Below are 21,950 nucleotides of genomic sequence, written 5' to 3' on the forward strand. Positions count from 1 at the left end.
TCAACCCTGCCATTTGAAGACGGTTGAGCAACAGCAAAAGTCATACTTGACAGTAGTCCACATAAGAAAGGCCCCGCATTCAGCGGAGCCCGTATTTGGTTGTTCTGCTTGGGAGCGTGTTAGCTCAGCTTGCTCAGATCCGAGATCATGGCGTCGATGTCCCCGCCATTGCGGTCGATCAGTGCGCCAATCTCGGTGCGCTCGGTCAACAGCAGGTTCACACCTTCGATGAACATGTTGAAAAACAGGTCACGACCCGACCGGTCCGACACGTGGAAGGTCACCGCAAACGGGGACTCGCCACGCAGAAAGGCAGTCGTTTCCACCTCGAACCAGTTCTTGACCTTGCGCACGCCTTTGACTTCCAGGCGGCCCCCGATGAATTCGCGGAAGCGGCGGCCATATTTCCGCGAAATATAGCCCTGAAACGCTTTTGAAAACGCACGCTTTTGTCCGTTGCTGGCACGACGGCCATCAACACCCATCGCATAAGCGGCGATGTAGGACGTGTCGCTGTACTTGGCAAAGATGCGTTCGAAATCGCGGAACATCGCGTTCTCGCCCTTGCCTGATGCAATGACACTGTTGATGTCTCCGACAAGCGCATTGATCAGACGCTCGGCACTCGCCTCATTCAAGGCAAACGCGGGAAGAGCGGGAAGAACAGCGGCAACGCTCGTTGCGGCTGCAATGAAGTGGCGTCGGTCCATCGTCAGAAACCCTCTGTGTCTAATGCAAACGGATCAATCTCGGGCGCTGTTCCGGCATCGCCCAGTTCAAAGCGTCGGTTCTGCAGCCATATCAGGCGTGCCTGCGCATAGCTGTCGGCACTTTCATATAGGATCGAATCGACTGTGTCGGAAAACCGGCCACGACGGGATAGGCCGGAAGCCGCCGCCGCAACGGTACCATAAAACTGTTCAGGGCTGTCGACCATGTAGCTGAGGGGGTTGGTAAACAGGTCAACCACCTTGCCTGTTGTGTTGCGCGCGGTCGACGGGCCAAGAAGGGGAAGCTCAATGTACGCGCCTTCACCCACGCCCCAGACATAAAGTGTCTCGCCGAAATCCGTGTCATGCTGCGGAACCTGGAAGTCGGTGGCAACGTCGAACAGGCCAAAAATACCAAGGACCGAGTTGGTCAGAAACCGGACGGTCGAAATGCCGGCTCCTTTGGCATCACCTTGAAGCAGGCTGTTCACCACAACCGACGGCTCGCCCAGGTTCTTTGCAAAGTTGCTTACGCTGTCCTCTATCTCGTCCGGCAGTACGGTAGAGTACCCGACAGCGGCCGGGCGCACGACAGCACGGTCGAGCCCGCGATTGAAGGCGTGGACCCGGCGGTTCTGCGCCTCATACGGGTCATTTATCCCATCAGGTTGCGTAGGCCTTTGGTCCGACGTAGCACAGGCCGCGAGCGATCCAACGGCAAGTAGAAGGGCGACAGCGCGCCGAGCGCGACAAAAAAGAGACAATGCAAATCTCCGTTAGATATTCGTGGTACGTAATTAATACGGTTATTCTAAATGCCCATAGCGCCACATGGGGAACCTTGTACATGTGGCACTTGCGTGACAGGCAGAATACGCCATCGTGGTATGAAAACAAAGTCGAGCAGTAAACAAGCGAAATGGTGCCGATGCAAAGTGAATTGACGAAACGAGGGCAGGCGGAGCTACGGTCCGTACGCCGCAAAAGCAAGGGACTGTACTGGGCGGTCGGGTTGTTCAGCCTCTTCGCGAACCTGCTGATGCTGACGGGCCCGATATACATGTTGCAGGTCTATGACCGGGTCCTTGGCAGCCGAAGCGAGGAAACACTGATCGCCTTATCGCTGCTGGTGGTCTTTCTCTACGGCGTGATGGGCATACTCGACTTTACCCGCGGGCGAATCATGGCGCGTGTCGGGGCTCGTTTTCAGAATGATCTGGACCGCAGGGTGTTTGATGCGGTTGTCCGCAAATCCGCCGTTGCACCTGATCTGCGCACGCAGACAGGCCTCGCCGATCTTGAAGGGGTGCAGCGATTTATCACGTCGCCCGTGTTGATGGCGTTTTTCGATTTGCCGTGGACCCCGATTTTCGTTGCCGCAATCTTCATGTTCCATCCCATGTTGGGCATTTTGGCGCTGGTCGGTGGGGGCGTTTTGATCCTGATCGCAGTTGCCAACCAACTTTTGTCGCGTCTTCCGCAGATGCGGGCCGGACAGGCTGGGCAAGTGGCATCGTCGATGTCTGACCAACTGCGGATCGAGGCCGAGATGGTGCAGGCAATGGGCATGCGGGACGCAGCCTTTGACCGTTGGCAAAAGGCCCGGGGGGCCGCCCTTGATGAACAGATCAAGGCGACGGATATCGGCGGGGGTTTCACCTCGCTGACCAAGACGCTGCGGCTGTTTCTGCAAAGTGCAATGCTGGGGCTGGGGGCCTATCTGGTCCTTCAGAACGAAATGACGCCGGGGGCGATGATTGCGGGTTCGATCCTTCTGGGGCGCGCACTTGCACCGATCGAACTGATGTTGACGCAATGGCCCGTGGTCCAACGCGCGATCAAGGGGTGGGGGGCGCTGGCGGAATTGCTGGGTGCGGTTGCACCCGAAGCAACACGCACGGCCCTGCCCAAGCCGAAGGCGCGGCTGATCGCCAAAAGCCTGACGGTGGTGCCGCCGGGCGAAAAGGCTGCTGCGCTGCGCGGGCTCAATTTTGATCTGCCGCCGGGCCATGCCATGGGGGTTATCGGGCCGTCAGGGGCTGGCAAGTCCACCCTGGCCCGCTGCCTGACAGGCGTGTGGCGTCCGGCAGGCGGGTCCATCCGTCTGGATGCCGCGGCACTGGACCAATACGAGCCGGACGTGCTGGGCATGCATATCGGCTACCTGCCACAGCGGGTGCAGCTGTTTGACGGTACAATTGCCGAAAACATCGCCCGGCTCTCGACTGCACCAGATGATCAGAAGGTGGTTGCGGCTGCGCAAAAGGCGGACGCGCACAAGATGATCCTTGAATTGCCGGATGGCTACGACACCCGGATCGATGCGGGCCAACAGCGTCTGTCCGGCGGGCAAGTGCAACGGATCGGCCTCGCGCGGGCACTCTACGATGATCCGGTGATCCTTGTTCTGGATGAACCCAACTCCAACCTCGATAACGAGGGGACGATGGCGCTGAACCAGGCCATTCGCACGTCCAAGGCCGACGGACGATCCGTCATCATCATGGCACACCGGCCCGCGGCCATTCAGGAATGTGACCTTCTGCTGGTCATTGACGGTGGCGTCCGTACCGCCTTTGGGCCCAAGGATGAGGTGCTGAAATCCATGGTCAAGAACCATGAGCAAATCCAACGCGCGCCAGCGGGTGCAGGAGGGGTGTCATGAGCGATAAGCGTTGGTCTGCAACCAAGCCTCTGATCATTGGTTTTTTCGGTCTGTTCGGTCTTTTGGGTGGCCTTGCCGCGTGGGCGACGCTGACCCAGATCGCGGGTGCGGTCATTGCCTCTGGTCGTATCGAAGTGGATCAGAACCGGCAGGTCGTCCAGCATTCCACTGGTGGCATTGTGTCTGACATCGCAGTGCAAGAGGGCGACAGCGTCGACGCAGGCGATCTGTTGATCCAGCTTGACGTGAAACAGATGCGCTCCAACCAGGCTATCGTCGAGGGGCAGCTATATGAATTCATGGCCCGCCGTGGACGGCTTGAGGCCGAAAGGGACGACAACGACGAGATCACGTTCGAATCCAAGTTGCTGTCGGTCGCTGCAACTTGGCCAGACGTACAAGAGTTGGTGACTGGGCAGGAAAACCTCTTCCACGCCCGGCGCGAGTCCATTGATAACCAATCCGAACAGCTCGCGGAACGCGCGGCGCAAACCCGCAATCAGATCAAGGGGATCGAGGCACAAGAGGTGTCGCTGGCCCGGCAACTTGACTTGATTGAACAGGAACTCGAGGCGCAGCAAAGCCTGCTGGAGCGGGGGCTGGCACAGGCCTCTGGCGTGCTGGCTTTGCAACGACAACAGGCATCGCTTGAAGGGCAATTGGGCGAGCTTGCGGCGTCCAAGGCACAATCTGAACAACGTATCACCGAGATCGAAATCGAAGTGCTGCGCTTGACGTCCGGGCGGCGTGAAGAGGCGATCACCGAATTGCGCGACCTGCGCACGCGAGAGCTGGAACTGATCGAACAGCGGTTGGCCTTGTTGACCGATATCGAACGGATGGAGATCCGCGCACCAGTGTCGGGCATCGTCTACAACATGCGGGTGCAGACACCGCGCTCGGTTGTGCGGGCGGCTGATCCCGTCCTGTTCCTGATTCCACAGGATCGCCCGCTTGTGATTGCCGCCCGGGTGGATCCCATCCACATCGATCAGATCGTGACCGGGCAATCCGTGAACCTGCGCTTTTCCGCGCTCGACCAGCGCACCACGCCCGAACTCGTGGGCGAGGTGGTGCTCGTTTCTGCCGATGCGTTCGAGGATGAGAATGTCGGCGCCAGCTACTACCGGGCCGAAATCGTACTGAATCCAGGTGAGTTGGAAAAGCTGAACGAGGGGCAGGTATTGGTGCCTGGCATGCCGGTAGAAGCGTTTATTCGCACTGCCGATCGTTCGCCGCTGGCTTACCTGATCAAGCCGGTTGCGGACTACTTCAACCGCGCGTTCCGCGAATCCTGACATCGGGCCTTTTCACGGCAGCGCGGGCGGTCTAGCGTCCGCGCAGACCGATCAAAGGAGACATCGCATGTCCATCGAAACCCGCCTTGCTGAACTGGGTGTAAACCTGCCTGACGCCCCTGCGCCTGCTGCCAACTACGTGCCGTTCGTGCAAGTGGGCGACATCGTCTACGTCTCGGGCCAAATCTCGAACGGGCCTGATGGCCTGATTGTGGGCAAGCTGGGCGCGGACATGAACGTCGAGGCTGGGGCCGCAGCTGCAAAAACCTGTGCCATCAGTCTGCTTGCGCAGGTCAAGGCGGCTTGCGGCGGCGATATCGACCGGCTTGTGCGCGTTATCAAGCTGACCGGCTTCGTCAACTCGACTGCTGATTTCACCGACCAACCCAAGGTCATCAACGGGGCCTCCGATTTCCTGGTCGAAGCGCTGGGTGATGCAGGTCGTCACAGCCGCTCGGCGGTGTCGGCAGCGGCCCTGCCGCTTGGCGTTGCGGTTGAGATCGAAGGCATCTTCCAGATCAAATGATCCCTCGTTTGCCCGATGCATTTCTGGGTGCACCGCTGGCGCACCGCGCCCTGCACGATGTCACAGATGGCCGCCCTGAAAACAGCCGCGCCGCCATTCGCGCGGCACTCATGCATGGCTATGGAATCGAGATCGATGTGCAGCTCAGCGCCGACAATCAGGCCATGGTGTTTCATGACTATGCGCTGGACCGTCTGGCTGATGGCTCTGGTCCAGTGCGCGTTATCCCCGCGGGGAAACTTGCCCAAACGCCGCTGAAAGGCGGGGACGAGAGCATTCCAACCTTGCCCGAGGTGCTGGAAATCGTGGCCGGACAAGTCCCCCTGCTGATCGAGATCAAGGATCAGGACGGTGCAATGGGCGACGACATCGGCCCGCTGGAGCAGGCGACGGCTGCCGCATTGAATGGCTACGATGGACCCGTCGCCCTCATGTCCTTCAATCCGCACAGCGTGGCGCGTATGGCCGCGCTTTGCCCGGATATTCCACGCGGATTGGTCACCGGTGCCTACGCCGCCGATGACTGGCCTTTGAACGCAGCGACACGCGATCACTTGCGCGGTATCCCGGACTTCGACCGGGTCGGCGCATCCTTCATCAGTCACGAGGCGGCGGACCTTGCTCGTCAACGTGTCGCCGAACTGAAAGCTGCCGGCGCCAACATCCTCTGCTGGACCATCAAGTCACCTGAACAGGAAGCACAAGCGCGAGAGGTCGCACAAAATGTGACCTTCGAAGGCTACCTCGCCCCCAATCCCGGTTGAACAGCAGCGTCCGAGACACACATTCAGATGCTGAAAGTAGGGAAAGGCCCGCGTGTCCGAGCAAGAGATAGAAATTCGTGTGGTGCCAAGCCTTTCGCAGATCCCCGCCGAAGAGTGGGACGCCTGCGCCTGCCCCGAGGCGGCCAATGGCGGGCGACCAAACGACCCTTTCACCACGCATCGGTTCCTCAAGGCGCTGGAAGACAGCAACTCGGTTGGTCCCGGAACGGGCTGGCAGCCGCAATACCTGCAGGCAATTGCGGGTGGGCAGACCATTGGCTTTGCGCCCATGTACGCCAAGAACCACAGCCAGGGCGAATACATCTTTGACCACAACTGGGCCCATGCATTGGAGCGGGCCGGGGGGCGGTACTACCCGAAACTGCAAATCGCGGTGCCGCATACTCCGGCGACAGGGCGCCGGTTCCTGACACACCCGGATTTTCCCGAACTGGGAATGCGGGGGCTGATTTCTGGCGCGGTGCAGCTTTGCAAAAACAACAAACTCAGTTCGCTGCACGTAACCTTCTGCACGGAAGTCGAACGGGACTTTGGCGCGGAACTGGGGCTTATGCCCCGTGCCACCCAACAATTTCATTGGCTGAATGACGGCTACGACACGTTCGACGACTTCCTTGCCTCTCTGTCCAGCCGCAAGCGCAAGAACATCCGCAAGGAACGGCAGCGGGCGCAGGACTTTGGCGGCGACATCCACGTCTTGACAGGCGATGACCTGCGACCCGAACACTGGGATGCGTTCTGGCACTTCTATCAGGACACCGGCGCGCGCAAATGGGGCACGCCCTACCTCACAAGGCGCTTCTTCGACATCGCGCACGAGACGATGGCGGATGACATGGCGCTGATCCTGGCCGAGCGCAACGGGCGCTACGTTGCAGGTGCCCTAAACTTTTTTGGTGCCCACGCATTATTTGGCCGCTACTGGGGATGTATCGAACATCACCCCTGCTTACATTTCGAGCTGTGCTACTATCAGGCCATCGACATCGCCATCCAGTATCGGCTGGACCGGGTCGAAGCGGGGGCACAGGGCGAACACAAGCTGGCGCGGGGCTATCTGCCGACGCAGACCCACAGCCTGCACTGGATGGGCGATCCGGGTTTCGCCGACGCGGTTGCCCGCTACCTCGAAGCCGAACGTGAGGCGGTGGAAGAGGAGATCGAAATCCTCACGGATTACGGACCTTTCAAAAAGGTCCAGATCGAGGAACAGGAATGATGGAAAAGCTGAGTGATGAGACGCGGGGCACCCTGCTGGATCCGCTGCTTGCCACCGGATGGGCCGTCACGGACGGGCGCGATGCGATCCACAAGACTTTTGAATTCAATGACTTCGTGGATGCGTTTGCGTGGATGACCCGTGCGGCTATCTGGGCTGAGAAGTGGGACCACCACCCCGAGTGGTTCAATGTCTACAAGCGGGTCGAAGTGACGCTGACCACACATGACGTGAGCGGGCTGAGCACTCTGGACGTGAAATTGGCCCGCAAGCTGGACAGTCTGGCGGAGTAGAGTGCGATCAGGCGCTGCGTGATCCAAATGGAAAAGGCCCCCGGATTGGGGGCCTTTTGCGTCATTCTGATTTGGCGCGGGTTCAGATCGCGTCCAGCAATGCCTCACCGCCCGACACGTCGCAGACGCCGGGGTTTTCCTCTTCCTGCAATACGGTCACTTTGCCGTCTTCGACGACCATGGCGTAGCGGGTCGAACGATCATACAAACCGACGGGCGGTGCGGTGAACGCCCGGCCCATTGCCTTGGTGAATGTCGCGTCGGGATCTCCCAGCATCGTGATGCCCGCCTTGGTCGCACCCGTCGCGTCGCCCCAGGCCCCCATGACGAAGGGATCGTTGACGGATACACAGATCACCTCGTCCACGCCTTTACCGGCAAACTGATCCTTGGTCCGGATAAAGCTGGGCACATGGGCGGTGCTGCAGGTGCCGGTATAGGCCCCGGGCAGGGCAAAGATCACAACCTTGCGGCCTTTGACCTTGTCGCTCAGTTTCACCTGTTCGGGACCTTCACTCCCCAGTTGAACAAGTGTCGCGTCGGGCAGCGTGTCGCCTACAGAAATTGCCATTGTTTGCGCCTTTCTTGGAATTGCGTCTGTCTTCCCCTGCGATATAGGCTGCAGGTCGGTAAAGGGCGAGGGCAAAGGTGGATGATATGAGCCATGTTGTGGTGATCGGAGCAGGGCAGGCGGGGTCATCTTGCGTCGCCAAGCTGCGCAATGGCGGGTTCGAGGGGCGCGTGACGTTGATCGGGGCCGAACCTGCATTGCCTTATCAGCGCCCGCCGCTGTCCAAGGCGTACTTGTTGGGCGACATGCCGCTTGAACGGATGTTCCTGCGGCCAGACAGCTTTTATACCGACAATAATGTGGATGTGCGGACGGGGACAACCGTATCGGCCATCGACACAGCGGCGCAAACCGTGACGGTTGGGGATGAGGTGCTGGACTATACCGACCTCGTTTTGACCACCGGGTCGGCTCCGCGCCGCCTTCCTGCTTCCATAGGCGGCGATCTGGATGGCGTGTTCACCGTCCGTGATCTCGCCGACGTGGATACGATGGCGCCCTGGTGCAAGGCAGGCAAGACCGCCCTGATTGTCGGTGGCGGTTACATCGGGCTCGAGGCGGCGGCCGTGTGCTGCAAACTTGGCCTGAACGTCGTTCTGGTCGAAATGGCGGATCGCATCCTGCAACGGGTGGCAGCGCCACAGACCAGTGACTATTTCCGGGATCTGCACAAAGGCCACGGCGTTGACCTTCGCGAAGGGGTTGGCCTGACACGACTGATTGGCGGCGGAACGGTTGCGGGGGCCGAGCTGACAGACGGAACTACGCTGGATGTGGACGTTGTGATTGTCGGCGTTGGTATTTCGCCAGGCACCGAACTGGCAGAGGCCGCCGGGATCACCATCGACAATGGCATCGCCACTGATGCCCAGGGCCGCACCTCCGCGCCCCATGTGTGGGCGGCGGGTGATTGCGCGTCCTTCCCATACCGCGGCGACCGCATTCGGCTTGAGAGTGTGCCGAACGCCATTGATCAGGCGGAATGCGTGGCGGAGAACATCATGGGGGCGGGCGAGGATTATGTCGCCCGTCCGTGGTTCTGGTCCGATCAGTACGATGTGAAATTGCAAATCGCAGGGCTGAACACCGGGTATGACCGGGTTGTGACCCGCGACGGCGGCGCGGCCAAGTCCTTCTGGTACTACGCGGGCGACACGCTGTTGGCTGTGGATGCGGCCAACGACCCCCGCTCCTACATGATTGGCAAGCGGCTCATCGAGGCGGGCAAGACCGCCGATCCCGCGGTTGTCGTTGATCCGGATGGCGATCTGAAGGCACTGCTCAAGTGAGGATCATCGCTGGCCAGTGGAGCGGCGTGCCCTTGGCGACGGTGGGCAAGGGCGATCCGGGTGCGCATCTGCGTCCGACACCCGACAGGGTGCGCGAGAGCCTCTTTTCCATGCTGACCCATCGCGGGGTGATCGAGGGTGCACATGTGCTGGACCTGTTTGCCGGGACGGGGTCATTGGGGTTCGAGGCGTTGTCGCGCGGTGCCAAGGCCGCAGTGTTCGTGGAAAACGGGCGGGTCGGGCAGAAGTTGATTGCCGAGAACACCCAGAAGCTGGACGCGCGCGATCAGGTGCAAGTGATGCGTGGCGATGCGACACGGCCCATGGCATGGGCGGGCGCGCCGTTCGATCTGGTGTTCCTCGACCCGCCCTACGGCAAGGGGCTGGGCGAAAAGGCGTTGATTGCGGTTCGGGATTGGTGTGCGCCCGATACGTTGATCGTGTGGGAAGAGAATGCCGCGATGACCCCACCCGCCGGATATGCGCCACTGGACCAGCGCCGGTTCGGCAGCACATATGTGACGCTCCTCGAACTGGCGTAAGGCGAAGGCGCCCTCCGCTGGGCGCACAAAAGGTGCGCCTTACAGTTGTCATCAGCGCATCCCGGGTACGTTGAAGGGGTGCAGCAAGCTGCCCCTTACCCGATCAATCGTAAGGCAGACGTGTCGTCCGCCCTTCGCCTAACCATATGTCGGATGAAATGTCCCTGCAGGTGACAGCGTAAAGATTTCGACGCCATCCTCGGTCACACCCACCGAATGCTCGAACTGGGCAGACAGGGACTTGTCCCGTGTCACCGCCGTCCAGTCATCGGCCAGTGTCTTGGTCTCTGGGCGGCCCAGATTGACCATCGGCTCGATGGTAAAGAACATGCCGGGTTCCAACACTGCGCCGGTGCCGGGACGGCCATAGTGCAAGACGTTTGGGGGCGCATGGAACACGCGGCCCAGCCCGTGGCCGCAGAAGTCGCGCACGACAGACATGCGGTGGCTCTCGACAAAGCTTTGAATGGCATAGCCTATGTCGCCAAAGGTGTTGCCGGGTTTCACCGCTTCGATCCCGCGCATCAGGGAATCGTGGGTGATCTCGATCAATCGTTCGGCCTTGCGGGGCAGTTTGCCCGCCACGAACATGCGGCTCGTATCACCGTACCAGCCGTCAACGATGACGGTCACGTCGATATTCAGGATGTCACCATCCTTCAGCACCTTGTCACCGGGAATACCATGACAGACCACGTGGTTCACGCTGATGCAGCTGGCGTGCTGGTAGCCCTTGTAGCCGATGGTGGCTGACTTGGCGCCAGCGTCATCCACCATCTTGGTGATGAGGCGGTCAACCTCGCCCGTGGTCTGACCGGGGAAGACATGCGCCGACATCGCGTCCAGAATCTCGGCCGCAAGCCGACCTGCCGCGTGCATCCCGGCAAAGTCCGAAGGGTCGTAAATGCGAATGCCGTCCTTGGTCAGACGACCGCGGGTATCATGGTCCAAAGCGCGCTCCATCGGCGGTGACGATCAGAATATACTGCACTGCGGCAAAAAGAGCCAGTGGGTCACATGACCACGGCCAAGGGCGCACCCACCTGCACGCCCGCCGGCGTAATATGGGTGCCAAGGCACAAGGTTTCCACCCCTGCCCCGGACGCGGCCGCATAGGCGGCGGCATAACCGGGGTCAATATCGCCAGCGAGGGTGAAGCGATCGCAATCCGTGCGCTGTACCAGATACAGCATCACGGCCCTGTGCCCCGCGCCCGTCATGCGGGACAGCTCATCCAAATGCTTGGCGCCGCGCGCCGTCACTGAATCGGGAAACTCCGCCAGCCCGGTCTGGCGGGACAGTGTGACCGATTTCACCTCGACATAGGCATCCGGCAATCCATTCCCCTGCAAAAGAAAGTCGATCCGGCTGCCCTCGCCATATTTCTGTTCGGGTCGCACGGTCGTGTAGGCATCAAAACCCGGCACGGTGCGCGCCTCGAACGCGGCACGCAGGGCCTTGTTCGGCACCGACGTATCGACCCCGGTGAAATGGCCGCCATCATGCTCGACCAACCGCCAGCCGAACTTCAGTTTTTTCTTCGGGTCGTCATTGGGTTCCAGCCAAATCCGCATCCCCGGATCCGCCAGTCCCATCATCGAGCCGGGGTTGGCGCAGTGGGCCACAACCTCGCGCCCATCCTCCAGCCGACAATCGGCCAGAAAGCGTTTGTAGCGGCGGATCAGGGTGGCAGGCACAAGTTCGGTTTGAAAGCGCATGGGGGCAGGCCTATACCGTGACTGGCCCCTCAACAAGATGGGTCAAGAAGGAAGCAAAGATGCCCAACCCCACCGCCGCCATGCTGGTGATCGGAGACGAGATCCTCTCGGGCCGCACCCGCGACGCCAACATGCACCACCTTGCTGGCCAACTGACCGAACAGGGCATCGACCTGAAAGAGGTCCGCGTGGTCAGCGATGACCAAGGGGCGATCGTTGCGGCGGTGCAGGCCTTTTCTGACACATACGATGCCGTATTCACGTCCGGCGGCATAGGCCCGACCCATGATGACATCACGGCTGACTGCATCGCGGCGGCGTTCGACACACCAATCGACATACGTGATGATGCCCGCGCGATCCTGACCGAGCATTATGCCAAATCCGGCACCGCACTGAACGCCGCGCGCCTGCGCATGGCACGCATCCCGGACGGCGCGGTGCTGATTGACAACCCAGTCTCCGCCGCCCCTGGCTTCACGATCAAGAATGTGCACGTCATGGCCGGTGTGCCGTCTGTATTTCAAGCCATGGTCGCTTCTGTCCTGCCCACGCTGACGGGCGGCGCACCCCTGATCTCGAAAACCCTGCGCATCGACCGGGGCGAAGGCGACATTGCAGGCCCGTTGGGCGAGTTGGCCGCAGCCCATCCGGACCTCAGCATTGGATCCTACCCCTTTATCAAGGACGGACGCTATGGTGCCAATGTCGTCATCCGGGGCACGGACGGGGTCGAGGTGGACGCGGCTCTCAGCACGTTGTCGGATCACTTCCCGGCATGACGGAGATGGCGGCCTTCTACGCTGCCATCGATGGCACATGGCCTGCGGCGCAGCTGACGCGGGTGGGGCCATGGGTTATCCGCGATGGGCAGGGCGGAGGCAAGCGGGTCTCGGCAGCAACGGCCGAGGGGCCGGTGACCGCATCAGACCTCGCCACGGCTGAGATGGCGATGCGGGACATCGGCCAGACACCACTGTTCATGGTGCGACAGGGTGAAGACGCGCTCGACCAGCTGCTCGACGCCAACGGCTATTCCATCGTCGATCCGACCAATGGCTACATCGCGCCGACGACTGCCCTGACTGACACTCCCATTCCGCGCGTCACCGCTTTCCGCATCTGGGAACCACTGGCGATCATGGAAGATATCTGGGCCGCAGAAGGCATCGGCCCCGCCCGCCTTGCCGTGATGCACCGGGCCGGCGCGAAAACGGCCATCCTCGCCCGGCACAAGGACAAGCCAGCGGGCACCGGCTTTGCCGCGATCCACAATGGCATCGCCATGGTGCACGCGGTCGAGGTGCTTGCCCACCAGCGCCGTCAGGGTGTTGCCCGGTGGATCATGCGCCAGGCCGCGTTCTGGGCAGCGGAAAACGACGCGGATCAGATTGCTGTGCTGACCACAGCGGCAAATGGACCCGCCAACACACTCTATCAGGGGTTGGGGTTCCAACGTCTCTGTGGCTATCATTACCGCACAGTGCCGGAGAACACATGACAGATCAGCCTACCGCCCTCGACCTGCCCATGGTCGATCCACTGCCCGAGGCCACGCAGAAGTATTTCGATGTGTGCATGGACAAGCTGGGCATGGTTCCGAACGTGTTGAAAGCGCATGCGTTCGACATCGACAAGCTGAATGCCTTTACCGGGTTCTACAACGACCTGATGCTGGCTGACAGCGGGCTGACCAAGCTTGAGCGCGAGATGGTGGCGGTGGTCGTCAGCGCCACGAACCGCTGCTATTATTGCCTGACGGCCCATGGTGCGACAGTGCGGCAGCTATCAGGTGACCCGGCCTTGGGCGAACAGCTGGTGATGAACTGGCGCGTGGCCGATATCACAGCGCGCCAACGTGCTATGCTGGAGTTTGCAGAAAAGGTTACGCTGTCCTCCGCCCAGATCGAGGAACCGGACAGGCAGGCTTTGCGCGATCATGGGCTGGACGATCGCTCCATTTGGGACCTGGTCAACGTCGCCGCCTTTTTTAACATGTCGAACCGGGTGGCGAGCGCCACGGCAATGAAGCCGAACCCCGAATATCACGGACAGGCGCGCTAAGTATGCGGGTCTGGTTGACGGCACTGGGATGTGCGCTTGCGGGCCCCGTGTTGGCCCTGCAACTCGAACTCCCCTCGAATGCCCGCCAAACAGCATCACGCGACAGTGTGCTTGATCGCGTATCCGTTGCCACTGCGCCCTTTGCGGACGGACAGGTCGCGGCGGACAGCATTGACGGTCCGGTCAAACGCCGCAGCTACCGCATACCATCGCCGGGATTGACGCCGCTACAACTTCTGGCGCCACTGCGCGCGCAACTGGTTGATGCTGGTTATGACACCTTGCTCGATTGCGCCGCTGAGGCGTGTGGCGGCTTCGACTTCCGCTTTGCCATCGATGTGCTGCCTGCGCCCAACATGTATGTGAACGTGCGAGCGTACCACTTCCTGAGTGCACGTCACCCGGATACCGGCGACGCCGTGTGGCTGCTGGCCAGTACCGCGCCCGACGCGGGCTATCTGCAGGTGGTGCAGGTCGGCGCGCAAGAGGCCGCTGTGCCCTCGACCCCATCCCCCACAGCAGTTGTCCCCACGGCACCGACGGCCGATATGGGGCAAAACCTGCTGGCGTCGGGATCAATAATACTCCACAGCCTCGACTTTGCCACCGGCACCACCGACCTTAGTGAAGGTCCTGCGCCAGAGTTGGAGCAAATTGCCCGGCTCATGGAAAACCGTCCCAATCTGCGTATTGCCATTGTCGGGCACACGGACACGGTGGGTGGTCTGCAGGCAAACATCGCGGTTTCTCGCGCACGGGCCAGTGCGGTTCGGGATCGGCTGATCGAACGCTACGACATCTCGGCGGACCGGATCGAAGCGGGCGGCATGGGGTATCTTTCGCCCGTCGACACCAACCTGACCGCAGAGGGGCGCGAGGCGAACCGGCGGGTCGAGGCCGTTGTGCTGGGAGAGGACGGGTAGCGGTTTTCGGCTCTGTGAAAAGAGCGCGCCGTTTGCAGGAGCATCACAACCGAATTCACCTCAAACTGTCACGTGGACATCACCGTGATCTTTCAGGGAACACAAGCGGAGACAGCGATGGCCTTGCGCCCGATCGGTAGGCTTGTTCATGCGAACAGCCGGGGTGAATTGCCCCGTATAGGTCGCCCCCCGCATGCCACGTGGAGCATGCTTCTGCGCGATATTGTCGATCAGTTTCAAAGAGAGAATGCAGGAGATCAGGTTTCCATCGCCCTGCGCGGATCTGTGGCGCGCGGTGCGGCAGTCAGTGAAACTGCAGATCTGGATCTTGTCGTCTTATTTGATGATGGGGCCGTGCTACCCGACACGTTGCGCAGCGATGTCCTGCCCAACATGCCCATCGAAAAATCCTATGTTCCGCGTCGTGAGTTCTTGACCGACGACAAATGGCGTTGGATGCGTTTCACGCTGGCCCATAACGGTCATACCATATGGGGCACAGACCACCTGGCCGATCTTCCCGAACCACATCTTGGAGCGCACTGCTATGCACATCTGCGAAACGCCGACGAGTGGCTGGAGCATTGGCAAGTCTTCTGGGACAGGGACAAAGACTACCATGCGATTTGCATGTGGCTTATGAAACGTATTGTGCGATCATTGTTTGAAAGCCAAATCATGCGCTTGAACGCGTACAGCCGCGACATCTATCCCTGCTCAACAGTCGCCGCCGAGGCATTTCCGGATCTGGGTTCAATAATTCTGGGGGCTGCACAGCTTGCTGTTTCGCCAACAGACAACCGCAACAGAATCGCAGAAGTTACTGCACGTCTGTCGCCGACCCTGCTGTCCCTGCAAGCCGAGTTTGAAAAGCGTCTGTTGATCTAGTCGGCCCGTTTGGACTGATAGACCGAGGCGACAAGCGCCTGACCCGACCCCACAAAAAACCCCGGCGCTTGCGCACCGGGGCAGTCACATAACCAAGGGAGGTTGGTTAATTCTTACCAGTCTGCCGGGCCCTTTTCGGCAAAGGCGTGGACCAGGAAATCGATGAAGGCACGGACCTTGGGCTGTGTGAAGCGACCGGGCGGGTAAACCGCGTAGACGCCTTGCGTCTCCATCGGCAGCTCAGGGATCGCATCCACGACCAGCCCCTGCTCCATCGCGTCGGAATAAAGGAAGCTGGGCAGGTACGCGATGCCAAGGCCCGAGATCGCGGCGTTCAGCAGCGATTGGCCGTCATTGACACTCAGCCAACCTGCCGTGCGCACCTGACGCTTTTCACCCGAGGGTGCGGTCAGCTTCCAGACATTGCCCGAAGACTGGTTGGAATAGTGCAAAAGCTTGTGTTCGTTCAGATCGTCGATCTTTTCGGGACGGCCATACTTTTCGAAGTATTCCGGCGACGCAATCATGCGTTTCGTCGTTTCGGTCAGCTTGCGGGCACGCAGGGTGCTGTCTTCCAGCTCACCAATGCGGACGGCCATGTCGAACCCTTCCGAGATCAGCTCGACATAGCGGTTGTTCAGAACCATGTTCACGGTGATGTCGGGGAAGTCGGCCAAGAATTCAGACAGACGTGGAGACAGGTGATTGACCCCGAAATCCGTGGCAACCGAGATACGCAGCAGACCCGAAGGGGCCGATTGCATGGACGTGACCAGCGAATCCGCTTCACCTGCGTCATTCAGAACGCGCCGGGCGCGGTCGTAATAGGCCAGACCAATCTCGGTCGGGCTGACGCGGCGGGTGGTGCGGTTCAGCAGGCGAGCGCCAAGCCGAGCCTCCAGCGACGACACGTGTTTGGAGACGGCGGATTTCGAAATCCCCATCTTCTTGGCCGCGTCGGTAAAACCACCTTGGTCCACGACCGTGGCAAATGCTTCCATCTCGGTAAGGCGATCCATGCCTGCTGCCTCTCAATCCATGTGTTGTTGAGGATCAGGTATGCTGCCGAATAAAGGCACGATCTGGGCGAGGGTTGGATAATATCGGGGAGATTGCAGGGATCGTTCATGGCATGGAAACGATCTGTTAACCCTCAGGTGGCGATATCCGCACTCCAGGATTGGAAGGTTTCAGCCTCTTGCTGAAGGGGGGCCGTGTCCGTTCCACCGATCAACAGAAAACCGTAGCCGGGCGTGTTCCAGCGGGCCAATCCCAGCCCCTCGGCCTGTCCCATGTTCACCGGTTTCGCGTCCGGACCGGCGGGAATGATGCAGAGCGCTACGGGCGTGCCATCGGCGCGCGTGAACGCAATCTGGATCAGCGGCTTGTCATTGAAGCCCAGCACCTGCGCACGTTTGAAGGTCAGCCCCTCGGCCTTCGGCAAGCCGCTCAGGTCAAGATCCAGCGCGTCGGACACGCTTGCCAGCTGCAGGGCAGCATCGGCAGAGGATGGATTGGCAAGGACCAGCGTTTCGGGTGTGTAAAGCGCCTGATAGGACGCAACAAAGCTGACCCAACCCTTGGGCGCGGGCTCTGGCGTACCAAAGCCGGTGAACATCGCGACGGCTAGACCGGCGGCCAGACCAGTAGCAAAGGTACCAACGCCCCATGCCCAGCGGCCCCGCGGGGCGGGCGCCGGTGTAGTCGCAGTCGTAGGCTCGGGCAATGCGGGCATCGGCGGTGCATCCTGCAAAAGCGCCTCGTAGGCTTCGGCAATCGGGACCAGCGGCACATCAAGGGCCGCAAGCTGATCGACCAGGGCTGGGTCGCGTTCCAGCGCCGCGTCGATCTCGGCATGCAGGGCATCGTCCGCTTCCCCATCCAGGAAAGCGGTCAATTCCTCGTCCGAAAAGGCTCGCACGTCCGTCATTGTACCTTTGCCTTGTCCTCGGCCATCTCCGCGTTCAGCCGCTTGCGCGCGGCTGCCAACCGGCTCATCACGGTGCCGATGGGTATCTCCATGATCTCGGCCGCTTCCTTGTAGGCATACCCCTCAACATAGACCAGAACCACGGCCTGACGCTGTGCTTCAGGCAGACCGTTCACCCTATTCAACACGTCACGCGCCAGAATATTCGTTTCTGCACCCGGAGTTTTATCAGGCAGGTCGATTTCTTCCACCGGGACCAGTCCACCCCCCGTCCGCACCTTGCGCGAGCGCAGTTCGTTGAGCCACACACGCTGCGCCATGCGGAACATCCAGCGGTCCAGATGCGTGCCCGGTTCGAACTGGTCGGCCTTGTCGAGCGCGCGCAGGCACGTGGTCTGCACCAGGTCATCGGCCCAATCCCGCCGACCGGTCAGCGCAACGGCATAGCGCCAAAGCCGGGGATAGACGGCGGGGATACCGTCCCGGACGACACTGACAGAATTTTGAGACGAGGTGCGAATTGAAATTGTCCCGACGTGCTACACATGGTGCTTACCCACCATGCCCCGGAGGAGAATAGAAATGAAATCATTTGTCAAAGCCGTGACTTTTGCAACCGTGCTGGCCACGCCCGTCGTTGCGCAGGATACGCCAGCACCGGCAGATGCGAAAGTCTACTTCATCAATATCGCCGACGGCGACACCGTGTCTTCCCCTATCACCGTGATCTTTGGCCTTGAAGGAATGGGCGTGGCGCCGGCGGGGACGGAAATAGAGAACACCGGTCACCACCACTTGCTGCTGAACCGTCCACCCCTTGGTGAGGGACCAGAAGGAGCGGACGAGTTGGCCTATGGGCTGCCAGCTGACGACAATCATATCCATTTTGGCGGCGGCCAAACACAAGTGACGCTTGACCTGCCGACAGGTGAACACACCATGCAGCTGGTCATGGGTGATCTGAACCATGTGCCCCATGCAACACCAATCACCAGCGACGTGATCACGATCACGGTGGAATAGGGGTATTCCGTAGCGACGGACGACACGCCCGCCTTACGCACAGGTCACGGATGTTCGGTCGCCTAGAGCGTTGCGGCCAACCGCGTGCCCTGATCAATGGCGCGCTTGGCGTCAAGTTCCGCTGCCACATCCGCACCGCCGATCACGTGGCATTTTATGCCTTCGGCTTCCAGTGCATCTGCCAGTGACCGCTCGGGCACCTGACCTGCGCACAGGACGATATCGTCGGCTTCAATCAGTGTTGGGTTCTCGCGCGCGTCCCCGAAGGAGACGTGCAGACCCTTGTCGTCGATGCGCTCATAGTTCACGCCGCCGACAAATTCGACATCCTTCATCTTGAGAGCGGCACGGTGAATCCAGCCGGTGGTTTTTCCAAGCCGTTTGCCGTGCTTCTCGGCCTTGCGCTGCAGCAAGATGACGTCCCGTGCTGGCGCGTCGGGTTTCGGTCCCTGCGGGGACAGTCCGCCGCGGTGCTCGGTCGTGTCGGCCACGCCCCATTCTTCCATCCAGTCGGGCAGGTTCTCTGTCGGGCTTTCGCCTTCGTGGACGAGGTACTCTGAGACATCGAACCCGATGCCGCCTGCACCGATGACCGCCACCTTCTTGCCCGTCTCGACCTTGTGTCGCAGCAGGTCGATATAGGAGTGCACGTTGTCGCTGTCCTGACCGGGGATTTCGGGGTCGCGGGGCAGAACGCCGGTGGCGATGATCACCTCGTCATAGCCCTTGAGTGTGTCGACCGTCGCTTCGGTCTTCAGGTGTAAGGTGATCCCAGCCTCTGCCACCATGTTGCGGTACCAGTCGACGAAGCCCCAGAACTCTTCCTTGCCCGGCACCTGCTTGGCCATGTTGAGTTGTCCGCCAATTTCGTCGGCGCGGTCGAAAATGGTCACTTCGTGCCCGCGCTCGGCGGCGGTCAAAGCGGTAGAAAGACCCGCAGGTCCCGCGCCAACGATGGCGACGGTTTTCTTGGTGCCCGCGGGGGCCACGACCAATTCGGTTTCATAGCAGGCGCGCGGGTTGACGAGGCACGAGCTGATCTTGCCCGAGAAGGTGTGGTCCAGGCAGGCCTGATTGCAGGCGATGCAGGGCGCGATGTGGCCGGACTTGTCCTCCATCGCTTTTCTGACGAAATGCGGGTCGGCGAGCATGGGGCGGGCCATCGACACCATGTCGGCGCAGCCGGTGCTAAGCACTTCCTCGGCCACTTCGGGCGTGTTGATGCGGTTGGACGTGATGAGGGGGATCGAGACCTTGCCCATCAGTTTCTTGGTCACCCACGCAAAGGCCGCGCGAGGCACGGACGTGGCGATGGTGGGAATACGTGCTTCATGCCAGCCGATGCCGGTGTTGATGATCGTGGCGCCTGCTTTCTCGATCTCTTGGGCGAGTTGCACGACCTCTTCAAAGGTCGAGCCGTTGGGCACAAGGTCGATCATCGACAGGCGGTAGATGATGATGAAGTCCGTGCCCACAGCCTCGCGCGTGCGGCGTACCACTTCGATGGGCAGGCGCATGCGGTTCTCGTAAGAGCCGCCCCAGCGGTCCTCGCGCTTGTTGGTGTGGGTGACGAGGAACTGGTTGAGGAAGTAGCCCTCGGAGCCCATGATCTCGACCCCGTCATATCCGGCGTCTTTGGCGCGGGCCGCGGTGGCGACGATGTCGCTGATCTGTTTCTCGATGCCTTCTTCGTCCAGCTCGGCGGGCGGGAAGGGGGAGATGGGGGATTTCACGGGCGAGGGGGCGACGCACATCGGCCCATAGGCGTAGCGACCCGCGTGCAGGATCTGCATCGCGATCTTGCCACCGCTATCATGCACACGGTCGGTTACGATACGGTGGTTGGCGACCTCTTCGTCATTGGACAGCATCGCGGCACCCGGCAGCACGGACCCTTCGAGGTTGGGGCCGATGCCGCCGGTCACCATCAGACCGACTTCGCCTCTTGCCCGCTCAGCATAGAACTCGGCAACACGGTTCCAATCCTTGGTCTCCTCAAGCCCGGTGTGCATGGAGCCCATGAGCACGCGGTTCTTCAGGGTCGTGAACCCGAGGTCCAGCGGTGCGAGCATGTGTGGATAGGCTGTCATGGTGTCCTCCCAAGCTTGATGTCCTCTTGGTTTCAGACATAGATCGTGTGATGTCACGCGCAACGCGGCGTCATGCGGGGACGGGTGTCCCCGCGGGGACAGGTTTGTGCGGTTTTTTGCTCTTGTCACAGGGTGTTGGGGGTGGGTGCAAATATGGGACGCGCAAAGACCCGGTTTCTTGCCATGGGCATAACGGAACGGACGGTGAAATGATGGGCGAGGCAACGGATATCCACGTGCGCGGGATGATTGCGGGCGAGGCGGATGCGCTGGGGCGCGTCATGTTTCGGGCAATTCACGAACGACACAGCGCTTATACCGAGGCCCAGAGGAATGCGTGGTGTGCCACGCCGCCCGCAGGCGACGGCTGGGCGGCGAAGCTGGCGGCGCAAGATGTCCGAGTGGTCGAAGCGCTGGGCGCACCGGTGGGCTTCATCACCCGTGACGGTGCATATGTCGATCTGGCGTTTGTCCTGCCGGAGTGGCAGGGGCGCGGCGTGTTTTCGATGCTATATGACAGAACCGAAGCGGACGCCCGTGCGGCGGGGCTGCATCGTTTGTGGGTACATGCGTCGCTGACGGCGCAGCCTGCGTTTGCGGCCAAGGGCTTCCGTGTTATCCGGCACGAAACGGTCGCGCGGCATGGGGAAACATTGGACCGGGCGGAGATGGAAAAAGTGTTTGATGGACTGATCTAGAGCAGAAGGCTGGCGATCAGCGTTGCAACCATTCGTAGACTTGTCAGAACTTAGCACGAGATGACTTTGATCTTCGTGTCAAACGCTGACCCCAAATATCAATGACTGTTCGTCTCTCGGGCGCGGCGGCCGTCCGCTTTGAGCCCATAGCGGAAGTGTCGTTCTTTCGCTGCGAGCGCTCGCAGCACAAAGTATTGCGCTCATGCAGAAATTTCGTTGCTACAAGTTCGCGCTAGAAGCGGTCGTTTGACTTGCGTGTAGTCTCCCAAAGTCAGCGCGGTGCTGACGTTTGGGCGGGAGGGCGGATCGGAGGGCAAATTATGCCAAGAGTCCAACTACCTGCAATCACCCCGAAACGCCGAGCCTGGAACAAAGGTCGGATTGTTGGGCAAAAGCGACCACTCCTGCCGAAACAAGTATGGGCGATCCGCACACGTCTCGAAATGTCCGGCAACTTACGCGACCTTGCTTTGTTTAACATCGCAATCGACAGCAAGTTGCGCGGCTGCGATCTCGTAAAGCTGAGTGTCGTCGACCTTGTGAGGGAAGATCGCGTTCGTGAGCGCGTTTCGGTGATCCAGAGCAAAACGAAGAAGCCAGTGAAGTTTGAACTGACTGAGAACACGCGAGAAACGATCGCGAAGAGGTGGTCGCGGAATTTCGGACCGGTCGTTAAGGTGGATCGCATGATGAAAGTGACGATCCAGAATGAAGAAAC

At 60.6% G+C, this 21,950-nt stretch carries 24 protein-coding genes and 1 pseudogene; 16 read left to right on the top strand and 9 right to left on the bottom strand.

All coding sequences use genetic code 11. The annotated features are described in order from the left end of the window. Positions 1 to 119: 119 nt before the first annotated feature. Positions 120 to 710 carry a phospholipid-binding protein MlaC gene (locus Q1A75_RS20530; RefSeq protein ID WP_299555507.1) on the bottom strand — a complete coding sequence of 197 codons (591 nt, stop codon included), beginning with the start codon at positions 708 to 710 and terminating at the stop codon, positions 120 to 122. 2 nt (positions 711 to 712) lie between these two features. Beyond that, positions 713 to 1,474 (bottom strand): VacJ family lipoprotein, encoded by a 762-nt coding sequence (locus Q1A75_RS20535; protein WP_299555510.1) that lies wholly within the window; start codon positions 1,472 to 1,474, stop codon positions 713 to 715. A gap of 164 nt (positions 1,475 to 1,638) precedes the next feature. On the opposite strand from Q1A75_RS20535, the gene Q1A75_RS20540 reads away from it, so the two are divergent. The 6 genes from Q1A75_RS20540 to Q1A75_RS20565 all read left to right on the top strand — a co-directional run bounded on the left by Q1A75_RS20540 (position 1,639) and on the right by Q1A75_RS20565 (position 7,496). Continuing rightward, on the top strand, positions 1,639 to 3,375 hold the full coding sequence (locus tag Q1A75_RS20540; protein ID WP_299555513.1) for a type I secretion system permease/ATPase: 1,737 nt from the start codon (positions 1,639 to 1,641) through the stop codon (positions 3,373 to 3,375). Further along, positions 3,372 to 4,673, top strand: coding sequence for an HlyD family type I secretion periplasmic adaptor subunit (locus Q1A75_RS20545; RefSeq protein WP_299555515.1), 1,302 nt, complete (start codon positions 3,372 to 3,374; stop codon positions 4,671 to 4,673). The genes Q1A75_RS20540 and Q1A75_RS20545 overlap by 4 nt, the downstream gene beginning before the upstream one ends. A 67-nt stretch (positions 4,674 to 4,740) precedes the next feature. Next, a complete protein-coding gene (locus Q1A75_RS20550) occupies positions 4,741 to 5,199 on the top strand; it encodes a RidA family protein (protein WP_299555518.1) in 459 nt (152 codons plus the stop codon). Then, positions 5,196 to 5,963 (top strand): glycerophosphodiester phosphodiesterase family protein, encoded by a 768-nt coding sequence (locus Q1A75_RS20555; RefSeq protein ID WP_299555521.1) that lies wholly within the window; start codon positions 5,196 to 5,198, stop codon positions 5,961 to 5,963. The genes Q1A75_RS20550 and Q1A75_RS20555 overlap by 4 nt, the downstream gene beginning before the upstream one ends. A 52-nt stretch (positions 5,964 to 6,015) precedes the next feature. Beyond that, positions 6,016 to 7,203 (top strand): GNAT family N-acetyltransferase, encoded by a 1,188-nt coding sequence (locus Q1A75_RS20560; protein WP_299555524.1) that lies wholly within the window; start codon positions 6,016 to 6,018, stop codon positions 7,201 to 7,203. Next, a complete protein-coding gene (locus Q1A75_RS20565; protein ID WP_299555527.1) occupies positions 7,200 to 7,496 on the top strand; it encodes a 4a-hydroxytetrahydrobiopterin dehydratase in 297 nt (98 codons plus the stop codon). The genes Q1A75_RS20560 and Q1A75_RS20565 overlap by 4 nt, the downstream gene beginning before the upstream one ends. 82 nt (positions 7,497 to 7,578) lie before the next feature. Here Q1A75_RS20565 and Q1A75_RS20570 read toward each other — a convergent pair whose 3' ends face one another. Further along, on the bottom strand, positions 7,579 to 8,067 hold the full coding sequence (locus tag Q1A75_RS20570) for a peroxiredoxin (protein WP_299555530.1): 489 nt from the start codon (positions 8,065 to 8,067) through the stop codon (positions 7,579 to 7,581). Positions 8,068 to 8,153: 86 nt separating this feature from the next. Here Q1A75_RS20570 and Q1A75_RS20575 point away from each other — a divergent pair, with 86 nt between their 5' ends. After that, positions 8,154 to 9,356: an FAD-dependent oxidoreductase gene (locus Q1A75_RS20575; RefSeq protein WP_299555533.1), complete on the top strand. Its 1,203-nt coding sequence runs from the start codon at positions 8,154 to 8,156 to the stop codon at positions 9,354 to 9,356. Continuing rightward, positions 9,353 to 9,898, top strand: coding sequence for a 16S rRNA (guanine(966)-N(2))-methyltransferase RsmD (gene rsmD / locus Q1A75_RS20580; protein WP_299555536.1), 546 nt, complete (start codon positions 9,353 to 9,355; stop codon positions 9,896 to 9,898). The genes Q1A75_RS20575 and rsmD overlap by 4 nt, the downstream gene beginning before the upstream one ends. Before the next feature lie 138 nt (positions 9,899 to 10,036). Here the strand turns inward: rsmD and map are convergent, their stop codons facing one another. Together map and sfsA are read right to left on the bottom strand one after the other, a co-directional pair. Continuing rightward, on the bottom strand, positions 10,037 to 10,861 hold the full coding sequence (map, locus tag Q1A75_RS20585; protein WP_299555539.1) for a type I methionyl aminopeptidase: 825 nt from the start codon (positions 10,859 to 10,861) through the stop codon (positions 10,037 to 10,039). Between the two features lie 50 nt (positions 10,862 to 10,911). Next, positions 10,912 to 11,616 (bottom strand): DNA/RNA nuclease SfsA, encoded by a 705-nt coding sequence (sfsA, locus tag Q1A75_RS20590; RefSeq protein WP_299555542.1) that lies wholly within the window; start codon positions 11,614 to 11,616, stop codon positions 10,912 to 10,914. Positions 11,617 to 11,675: 59 nt separating this feature from the next. On the opposite strand from sfsA, the gene Q1A75_RS20595 reads away from it, so the two are divergent. From Q1A75_RS20595 to Q1A75_RS20615, 5 genes are all read left to right on the top strand, one after another. Continuing rightward, on the top strand, positions 11,676 to 12,398 hold the full coding sequence (locus Q1A75_RS20595) for a molybdopterin-binding protein (protein WP_299555545.1): 723 nt from the start codon (positions 11,676 to 11,678) through the stop codon (positions 12,396 to 12,398). After that, positions 12,395 to 13,117, top strand: coding sequence for a GNAT family N-acetyltransferase (locus Q1A75_RS20600; RefSeq protein ID WP_299555548.1), 723 nt, complete (start codon positions 12,395 to 12,397; stop codon positions 13,115 to 13,117). The genes Q1A75_RS20595 and Q1A75_RS20600 overlap by 4 nt, the downstream gene beginning before the upstream one ends. Further along, positions 13,114 to 13,680 (top strand): peroxidase-related enzyme, encoded by a 567-nt coding sequence (locus Q1A75_RS20605; protein ID WP_299555551.1) that lies wholly within the window; start codon positions 13,114 to 13,116, stop codon positions 13,678 to 13,680. Before Q1A75_RS20600 ends, Q1A75_RS20605 begins: the two co-directional genes overlap by 4 nt. A gap of 2 nt (positions 13,681 to 13,682) precedes the next feature. Then, on the top strand, positions 13,683 to 14,603 hold the full coding sequence (locus Q1A75_RS20610) for an OmpA family protein (protein ID WP_299555554.1): 921 nt from the start codon (positions 13,683 to 13,685) through the stop codon (positions 14,601 to 14,603). A 207-nt stretch (positions 14,604 to 14,810) separates the two neighbouring features. Further along, positions 14,811 to 15,491: a nucleotidyltransferase domain-containing protein gene (locus tag Q1A75_RS20615; RefSeq protein ID WP_299555557.1), complete on the top strand. Its 681-nt coding sequence runs from the start codon at positions 14,811 to 14,813 to the stop codon at positions 15,489 to 15,491. A 113-nt stretch (positions 15,492 to 15,604) separates the two neighbouring features. On the opposite strand, the gene Q1A75_RS20620 is transcribed toward Q1A75_RS20615, so the two are convergent. The 3 genes from Q1A75_RS20620 to Q1A75_RS20630 form a co-directional block, all read right to left on the bottom strand. Then, positions 15,605 to 16,510, bottom strand: a complete 906-nt coding sequence (locus tag Q1A75_RS20620; RefSeq protein WP_299555560.1) for a LysR family transcriptional regulator — start codon at positions 16,508 to 16,510, stop codon at positions 15,605 to 15,607. Positions 16,511 to 16,644: 134 nt separating this feature from the next. Continuing rightward, entirely contained in the window at positions 16,645 to 17,421 is a 777-nt protein-coding gene (locus Q1A75_RS20625) for a hypothetical protein (RefSeq protein WP_299555563.1), read from the bottom strand. After that, positions 17,418 to 17,948: an RNA polymerase sigma factor gene (locus tag Q1A75_RS20630; RefSeq protein ID WP_366142225.1), complete on the bottom strand. Its 531-nt coding sequence runs from the start codon at positions 17,946 to 17,948 to the stop codon at positions 17,418 to 17,420. The genes Q1A75_RS20625 and Q1A75_RS20630 overlap by 4 nt, the downstream gene beginning before the upstream one ends. A 55-nt stretch (positions 17,949 to 18,003) precedes the next feature. On the opposite strand from Q1A75_RS20630, the gene Q1A75_RS20635 reads away from it, so the two are divergent. After that, positions 18,004 to 18,444 (top strand): DUF4399 domain-containing protein, encoded by a 441-nt coding sequence (locus Q1A75_RS20635; protein ID WP_299555566.1) that lies wholly within the window; start codon positions 18,004 to 18,006, stop codon positions 18,442 to 18,444. Positions 18,445 to 18,506: 62 nt separating this feature from the next. On the opposite strand, the gene Q1A75_RS20640 is transcribed toward Q1A75_RS20635, so the two are convergent. After that, positions 18,507 to 20,534 carry an NADPH-dependent 2,4-dienoyl-CoA reductase gene (locus tag Q1A75_RS20640; RefSeq protein ID WP_299555568.1) on the bottom strand — a complete coding sequence of 676 codons (2,028 nt, stop codon included), beginning with the start codon at positions 20,532 to 20,534 and terminating at the stop codon, positions 18,507 to 18,509. Positions 20,535 to 20,743: 209 nt separating this feature from the next. On the opposite strand from Q1A75_RS20640, the gene Q1A75_RS20645 reads away from it, so the two are divergent. Next, positions 20,744 to 21,232 (top strand): GNAT family N-acetyltransferase, encoded by a 489-nt coding sequence (locus Q1A75_RS20645; protein WP_299592790.1) that lies wholly within the window; start codon positions 20,744 to 20,746, stop codon positions 21,230 to 21,232. 320 nt (positions 21,233 to 21,552) lie between these two features. Continuing rightward, positions 21,553 to 21,950: pseudogene (locus Q1A75_RS20650) on the top strand (hypothetical protein); the annotation flags it as partial.

The organism is uncultured Tateyamaria sp. (assembly GCF_947504105.1).
In the GTDB taxonomy this organism is placed as follows: Bacteria; Pseudomonadota; Alphaproteobacteria; order Rhodobacterales; family Rhodobacteraceae; genus Tateyamaria.